Here is a 7,572-nt window from a genome sequence, read left to right as displayed (position 1 = left end):
TACGGGTGATGAGGCGCTTCGGCTCGCCGAACGGCGTGTACCAGAGGTAGTTCGGATCGGCCTGCACCCATTCGAGCCCGCCCTTGGTGCCGTAGACGCGGACCTTGAGGCCGTTTTCGTGGCCGGGCGCCACCTGGCTGCACCAGAGCGTGCCCTTGGCGGTGACGCCGTCCTTTTCCTTGAACCGCATCATGACATGGGCGTTGTCGTCGAGCCGGCGGCCGGGCACGAAGCTGTCGAGATCGGCGGCGAGCTCTTCCAGCTCCAGGCCGGAGACGAAGCAGCCGAGATTGTAGGCATGTGTACCGATGTCGCCGGTCGAGCCGCCGGCGCCGGACTTCGACGGGTCGGTGCGCCAGGCCGCCTGTTTCTGGCCGCTACTCTCGATGTCTTCCGTCAGCCAATCCTGCGGATATTCCATCTGGACGAGGCGGATCGTGCCGAGCTCGCCATTGGCGACCATCTCGCGCGCCTGGCGGACCATCGGATAGCCGGTATAGTTGTGAGTGAGGACGAAAAGCGCCTCGCTCTCGTCGGCAAGCTTCTTGAGCTTCTTCGCATCGGCAAGCGTCGAGGTCAGCGGCTTGTCGCAGATGACATGGATGCCGCGCTTCAGGAATTCCTTCGCCGCCTCGTAGTGCACATGGTTCGGCGTGACGATCGCGACCGCCTCGATGCCGTTCTTCAGCTTCGCCTCGCGGATCGCCATTTCCTTGTAGCTCGAATAGCTTCGCGAGGGGTCGAGTCCGAGTTCGCGGCCGGATTGTTCGGCCTTTTCGGCCGACGACGACAGCGCGCCTGCGACGAGCTCATAGTGATCGTCGATGCGTGCCGCGATGCGGTGGACCGCGCCGATGAAGGCGCCGGACCCGCCGCCGACCATGCCGAGCCGGATGCGCGGCTCGCGCGCCTCGCTGGAACTTCCTTCGATTGCCATTGTGGTGTTCCTCCTGAAAGTATGCCTGTCGAAATTGCCCTTGAGCGACCGGGGATGCCGTTGACGCGACGTTTTCTCCCTCGTTGAAGGAGAGAAAGCAATTTCAACGTCTTGGCCAAGGGCCAAGTGTTAGAAATTGCAAGTGAGGGGGCGCTTTGTCCCCTCATCTGCAAAATCTAGCACTTAGCTGAAGCTAAGATGCTGATTTTGTTTCTTCTCCCTCCAGGGGAGAAGAAACGTGCCTGGCCTCAAAGCCCGAGCATGCGGCGATTGGCGGCGTCGTCGGTGCCGGCGTCGGCGAAGTCGTCGAAGGCCTTTTCCGTCACGCGGATAATGTGCGCCTTGACGAATTCGGCGCCCTCGCGCGCGCCGTCCTCCGGGTGCTTCAGCGCGCATTCCCATTCGACCACCGCCCAGCCGGCAAAGTCGTTGGCCGCCATCTTGGAGAAGATGGCGCCGAAATCGACCTGGCCGTCGCCAAGCGAGCGGAAGCGGCCGGCGCGGTTGACCCAGCCCTGGAAGCCGCCATAGACACCCTGCCGGCCGGTCGGGTTGAACTCCGCATCCTTCACATGGAACATGCGGATGCGGTCCTTGTAGATGTCGATATTGTCGAGATAGTCGAGGCACTGCAGCACATAGTGCGACGGATCGTAGAGCATGCAGGCGCGAGCATGGTTGCCGGTGCGCTCGAGGAACATCTCGTAGGTGATGCCGTCGTGCAGGTCCTCGCCTGGATGGATCTCGTAGCAGATGTCGACGCCGCAACTGTCCGCATGGTCGAGCAGCGGCTTCCAGCGCTTGGCAAGCTCGTCGAAGGCGGTCTCGACGAGACCTGCGGGACGCTGCGGCCAAGGGTAAACGAAGGGCCAGGCGAGCGCGCCGGAAAAGCTCGCCATTGCGTCGAGACCGAGATTCTTCGACGCCGTCAGCGCCATCTTCACCTGCTCGACCGCCCATTCCTGCCGCGCCTTCGGATTGCCGCGCACTTCGGGTGCGGCGAAACCGTCGAAGGCCTCGTCATAGGCCGGGTGCACGGCGACGAGCTGGCCCTGCAAATGGGTGGAAAGCTCGGTGATCTCGATGCCGTTGTCGCGCGCCTTGCCGGCGAATTCGTCGCAATAGGCCTGCGAGTCGGCGGCCTTCTTCAGGTCGATCAGCCGGGAATCCCAGGACGGCACCTGTACACCCTTGTAGCCGAGGTCGGCGGCCCATTTGGTGATGGACTCCCAGGAATTGAACGGAGCGGAATCGCCCGCAAACTGCGCGAGGAACAGGGCCGGGCCCTTGATCGTCTTCATCTTTGGCGTCCTCCCAAGAACCTGACCGCTCTTCCTATTTTCTCTCAGACGAGATTTGCGGTACGTACCGCAACGGGGCGAAAGCTACCGGTCTTCGACCCGCCGGGCAATGCAATTTGTCGAAAACCCGTGAAAAAATCCGACGCTTGGACAGATGCGACCGCCCGAGTCATCATGTCCCGGGCGGCTCGGTATTCATCAGATCAGAACGGAGAATCCGGGAAGTAGAACTGCGCGGCATTCTCCTTGGTGATCAGCGGCGCGCCGAGGATGTAGCGACCGCGCACCGGTCCGTTCGACGTGAAGTGGGCCACCGTCAGGTCCATGGCGGTGGCGATCTGCGCCGGCGGATAGAGCACGTCGACCGGCACCAGCGGATCGCCATCCATCACGCCCTTGACGATTTCCTTCATGCCGGCGCCGCCGACGACGAACATCTGGTCCTGGCGCTCGGCCTGCTTGACGGCCTCGACCACGCCCAACGTGATGTCGTCGTCCTGCGCCCAGACGCCGTCGATGTCGGGGAAGCGCTGCAGGAAGTCCTGCATGACCTCGAAGCCGTCGTCGCGGTTCCAGTTGGCAAACTTGTTGTCGAGAACATTGATGCCCGAACCGTCGATCTCGGCCATGAAGGCGTCGAAGCGCTCGGTGTCGAGAACGGTCGGGATGCCGCGAAGGATGACGATGTTGTCGCCTTCCTTCAGGCGCGACTTCATGTATTCGGCGGAGATCTTGCCCATCTCCGTGTTGTTGCCGGCGACATAGACGTCCTCGATGCCGGGTTCCGAGAGACCGCGGTCGACGACGGTGATGAAGGCGCCGGTCGCCTTGACCTGCTTGACCGGCTCGGTCAGCGGCTCGGACTCGAAAGGCAGGACGACGAGCGCGTTGATCTGCTGCACCGAGACGAGATCTTCGAGATCGCTCGCCTGGTCGGACGGATCGCTCGCCGTCACGACGATAAGGTCGACGTTCGGATGGGCGGCTTCGAGGCGCTTTTCGGCCTCCTGGGCATGCCAGTTGAGACCGCCCATGAAACCATGGGTCGCGGCCGGGATCGAGACGCCGATCTTGACCTTTTCCTGGGCCGATGCGAGCGCAGTCGATGCGAGCAGCATGCCGGCCGCGACGAGCCCGATTTTCGCTTTCAGTGTCATGCGCGGTTTCCTCCTGTTGGTGTTGCGCACAGCCTCTGCCCGGCGGGCAAGGCTCTCCCCTCGGGCGCCGGAAACCCGACGACCGCCTTCATCCGGAAATCCGGTGAAATTCAGCTTTTGGCCGTCTTGCGCCAGCTTCCGCGCTGGAGCCATACGGCGACGACGATGATGACGCCCTGCACCGCGCCGTTCAGGTAGTTCGAGATGATGTCCGTCAGGTTCAGGATATTGCCGATGGTGGTGAGCAGGATGGCGCCGACGACGGAGCCGCCAACCCGGCCGTAGCCGCCCTTGAGGATCGTGCCGCCGATGATGACCGCTGCGATCGCCTCGAGCTCCCAGAGCACGCCGGTCGAGGCCGACGCCGAGCCGAGACGCGGCACGTAGATGATGGTGGCGAGCGAGACGCAGAGGCCCTGGATGATGTAGGTGGCGGTCTTCACTCGGTCGACCTTGATGGCGGAGTATTTCGCCACCGCCTCGTTGGAGCCGATCGCCAGGCAATGGCGGCCGAAGGCGGTGCGGTTGAGCACGACCCAGCCGACGATGGCGACAAGGATGAAGACCACGACGGGGACCGGAATGCCGAGCACCGAACCGTAATAGGCCGGCCGGTAGAGCGTGCGCAGCGAACTGTCGAGCGACAGCGTGCCGCCATCGGCAAAATAGGTGACGAGCGAGCGATAGATGCCCATCGTGCCGAGCGTCACGATGAAGGCCTCGATCTTGGCGCGCGTCGTCAGCAGGCCGTTCACGGCGCCGGCACCGACACCCATGGCGACGCTGAGGCCGCAGCCGATGAGGATCGTCGTCCAGGTGACGCCGGTCGTGTCGATCAGGTTGTCCATCACGATGATCATCACACCCGAGATCACCGCCGCCATGGACCCGACCGAGAGATCGATGCCGCCCGCGGTGATGACGAAGGTGGCGCCGACGGCGATGATGCCGATGAAGGCGCTGCGCGTCAGGATGTTGGAGATGTTGCCTTCGCTCATGAAGGACGGGTTGATCAGCGCGCCGAGGATGAAGAGCACGACCAGCGCCAGGAACGGCCCCGCGACCGCAAAGTCGATCTTGAATTTCGGCATGCCCTTGGCCTCCCCGGCCGCGACGTTCGTATCCCCGCTCATGCGGCCATTCCCTTCTTCAATCCGGCGGAATACCGCATGATCTCCTGCTCGTTGATCTCGTCGCCTTCGAGTTCCACGACGATCTCGCCCTGCCGCATGACGATGACGCGGGTGGCAAGACCGATGACCTCCTGCATTTCGGAGGAGACGACGATGATCGACTTGCCCTCGCGGGCGAGCGCGGCGATGAAGTGGTAGATCTGCTGCTTGGTGCCGACATCGACGCCACGCGTCGGCTCGTCGATGATGACGATGTCCGGATCGGTCTCCATGGTCTTCGCGAGCAGGAGCTTCTGCTGGTTGCCGCCCGACATGCGGCCGGCCAGCACCTTGTCGTCGCGCACGCGCACGTCGAACCGGCGGATGGCGACCTCCATCGCCTTCTCCTCGCTGGTGGGCAGAAGGAAGCCGTGGCTGAGATGGCGCGATAGCGAGGAGAGCGTCAGGTTCGGCGTCATCGGCGCCGTGAGCAGCAGGCCCTTGCCCTTGCGATCCTTGGTCATGTAGGCGATGCCGGCGGCGAAGGCCTCGTCGACCGAGCGCATCGCGACCGGCTGGCCGTTCAGCATGATGCTGCCCGTCCGGCGGGTCGCCAGACCGACGACCGCTTCCATCAACTCCGTGCGGCCCGAACCAATCAGCCCGCAGAAGCCGAGAATCTCGCCCTTGCGCAGCGAGAAGGAGGCGCCGCGCACATAGGTCGTCGAAACGTTTTCGACCGAGAGCACGACCGTTTCGTCGACATCAGGCTCCTGCTTGTTGGGATAAAGGCTTTTCAGCTCGCGGCCGACCATGAGCTGGGCGATGGCGTCGCCATCGAGAATCGATGCCGGATGGGTGGCGATCCACTGGCCGTCGCGCAGCACGGTGACGCGGTCGGACAGCGCAACCACCTCATCGAGCTTGTGACTGACGAAAACGATGCCGACGCCCTTGTCGCGCAGCCGACGCACCTGCTCGAAGAAGACCTCCGTCTCGACGGGGGAGAGAACCGCCGTCGGCTCGTCCATGAAGAGCACGCGGGCGTCGCGGCTGATGGCCTTGGCGATCTCCACCATCTGGCGGTCGGCGATCGGCAGGTCGCGGATGAGCACATCCTCCGAAATCGCGAGCTTCAGCGACTCGAGGATTTCGCGCGCCCGGCGCGCCATCTCGGCACGCCGCAGGAAACCACCACGGGTGATTTCGCGTCCGAGAAAGAGGTTTTCGGCAACCGTCAGATGTTCAGCAAGGTTCAGCTCCTGGTGAATGACGACGACGCCAAGCTCCTCCGCCTCGCCGTTCGGCGGCAGCTTCACTTGTTTGCCGTCCAGCAGGACCTCGCCGGAGGTCGGCTGCTCGAGGCCCGAGAGGATCTTGACGAGGGTCGACTTGCCCGCGCCGTTCTCGCCCATCAGCGCATGAACCTCGCCGGGCCTCACGTCGAAATCGACGCTGAAGAGCACCTGAACGTCGCCGAACGATTTGGAGATCCGGCGCGCCGCCAAAACGGGCCCGCCGGTTGCTGAATTATCGATTGCCACACTGTCCTCCCAGACATCCCGCAAGAGCGGCATAATGATCGATGTAAACCTTTACAGCGCGAATGTAAAGGTTTACATCGCAACAATTCACGGCCGGTCGCGCGATCCGGCCTTTCGCCTTTGCAAAGAGGCTGTATAAGATCGCAAACCGTCCGACCTGCAAGCGCCGAGGCCCTGTGTCAGCCCCATCCGCCGCAACAATCGAAGATGTCGCGCGCCTTGCGGAAGTGTCGATCGCGACGGTCAGCCGTGCGATACACACGCCTGAAAAAGTTGCCAAAACCACCCGCCTCAGGGTGAACGAGGCGATCGCGGTGACCGGCTATACGACGAATGCCATGGCGCGAAGCCTGCGCATGGGCAAGTCAAACATGATTCTGATCGTGGCGCCGGACATCGGTGACCCGAACTTCTCCAATATCCTCGTCGGGCTCGAGACGGAGGCGCGCCAACGCGGCTACGGCCTGCTGATCAGCCATACACAGAACGACCCGGAGCGCGAGCTGGAATATCTGCGCTTCCTCAACTCGAACCAGGCGGCCGGGCTGATCCTGTTCACCGGCCACATCCCCTACGGCTTCAACGCCGGCGACGGTGCGCGGCTTCCCTCGACAGTCGCGGTGTTCGAACCCTTCGAGCACGCGGACATCCCTTATGTCGGCGTCGACGACCGGGCAGGAGCACGCAAGGCCGTGGACCATCTTCTGGCGATCGGCCATCGACGGATCGCCTTCATCGGCGATTCGAAGACGAAGGTCGGCTACATCAGGCGCAGGCAGGGTTACGAGGACGGGCTTTCTGCGCTTGGCGTGCCGCTCGCCGACCGGCAGGTCATGAGCGGCGACGGGTCGCTCGAAAGCGGGCGTGTCGCGGTCGAGCAGCTCTTCATGCGCGACCGCCTGCCGACCGCCTTCCTGTGCGTCAACGATATGACGGCGATCGGCGTGATCCTGGCGTTGACGGCGCGCGGCTACGACCTGCCGCACGACTTTTCCGTGATCGGTTTCGACGACGTGCCGCAGGCAGGCTTCATATCGCCGTCGCTGACGACGGTGGCGCAGCCGCGGACCGCGATCGGCAAGCACGCGATGACGACGCTACTCAGCCTGCTGAACGGCACGAAGCCGAAGGAGCGGGAAATGCTGCTGGTGCCGGACCTGACGATCCGCATGTCCGTGACGGTGCCGCCGACCCGTCCCTCACGCGTCAGCGGCACGCGCTATTGACACGCATCGACACGGGCCGTCGGCAATCCGGAGACACGCACAGCGGAAGCGGGCCTGCACGCGCGACCTCCGTCACATCGCATCGCCCGTCGCGATGAACGGTCCGGATGCAGAGCCAAACAGCCCAAAGCGCAGCGCGATCCTTCGGATTCGCGCGACATGCTTTAGAACGCGTCGCGGCCGTCGCTGCGCGGATCACCGTGCACCAGATGCGGGGCGTAGAGGCCCGCCCGCGCCGTTCGCCGCCAGGGGCGGGCGGGATTTCCGGGGCCGGCGCCGACGTCGGCGACAGCAA

General features: G+C 63.8%; 6 protein-coding genes. 1 reads left to right on the top strand and 5 read right to left on the bottom strand.

The window, feature by feature from the left end:
• The 5 genes from LXM94_RS24945 to LXM94_RS24925 form a co-directional block, all read right to left on the bottom strand.
• Positions 1-937: Gfo/Idh/MocA family protein (locus LXM94_RS24945; protein WP_235774462.1), on the bottom strand; the 937-nt coding region annotated here is incomplete at its 3' end.
• A gap of 248 nt (positions 938-1,185) precedes the next feature.
• Positions 1,186-2,238, bottom strand: a complete 1,053-nt coding sequence (locus LXM94_RS24940; RefSeq protein WP_235774460.1) for a sugar phosphate isomerase/epimerase family protein — start codon at positions 2,236-2,238, stop codon at positions 1,186-1,188.
• A 203-nt stretch (positions 2,239-2,441) separates the two neighbouring features.
• On the bottom strand, positions 2,442-3,395 hold the full coding sequence (locus LXM94_RS24935; protein WP_235774458.1) for a substrate-binding domain-containing protein: 954 nt from the start codon (positions 3,393-3,395) through the stop codon (positions 2,442-2,444).
• 110 nt (positions 3,396-3,505) lie between these two features.
• The gene (locus tag LXM94_RS24930) at positions 3,506-4,528 is read right to left on the bottom strand and encodes an ABC transporter permease (protein ID WP_408015702.1); all 1,023 of its coding nucleotides are present in this window, start codon (positions 4,526-4,528) and stop codon (positions 3,506-3,508) included.
• Entirely contained in the window at positions 4,525-6,084 is a 1,560-nt protein-coding gene (locus LXM94_RS24925; protein WP_235774457.1) for a sugar ABC transporter ATP-binding protein, read from the bottom strand. The genes LXM94_RS24930 and LXM94_RS24925 overlap by 4 nt, the downstream gene beginning before the upstream one ends.
• 143 nt (positions 6,085-6,227) lie before the next feature.
• On the opposite strand from LXM94_RS24925, the gene LXM94_RS24920 reads away from it, so the two are divergent.
• A complete protein-coding gene (locus tag LXM94_RS24920; protein ID WP_235774455.1) occupies positions 6,228-7,277 on the top strand; it encodes a LacI family DNA-binding transcriptional regulator in 1,050 nt (349 codons plus the stop codon).
• The last annotated feature ends 295 nt before the right edge of the window (positions 7,278-7,572 follow it).

Source organism: Rhizobium alarense (assembly GCF_021555155.1).
GTDB classification, from domain to species: domain Bacteria; phylum Pseudomonadota; class Alphaproteobacteria; order Rhizobiales; family Rhizobiaceae; genus Rhizobium_D; species Rhizobium_D alarense.
This window is presented reverse-complemented; position numbering and strand designations above follow the sequence as displayed.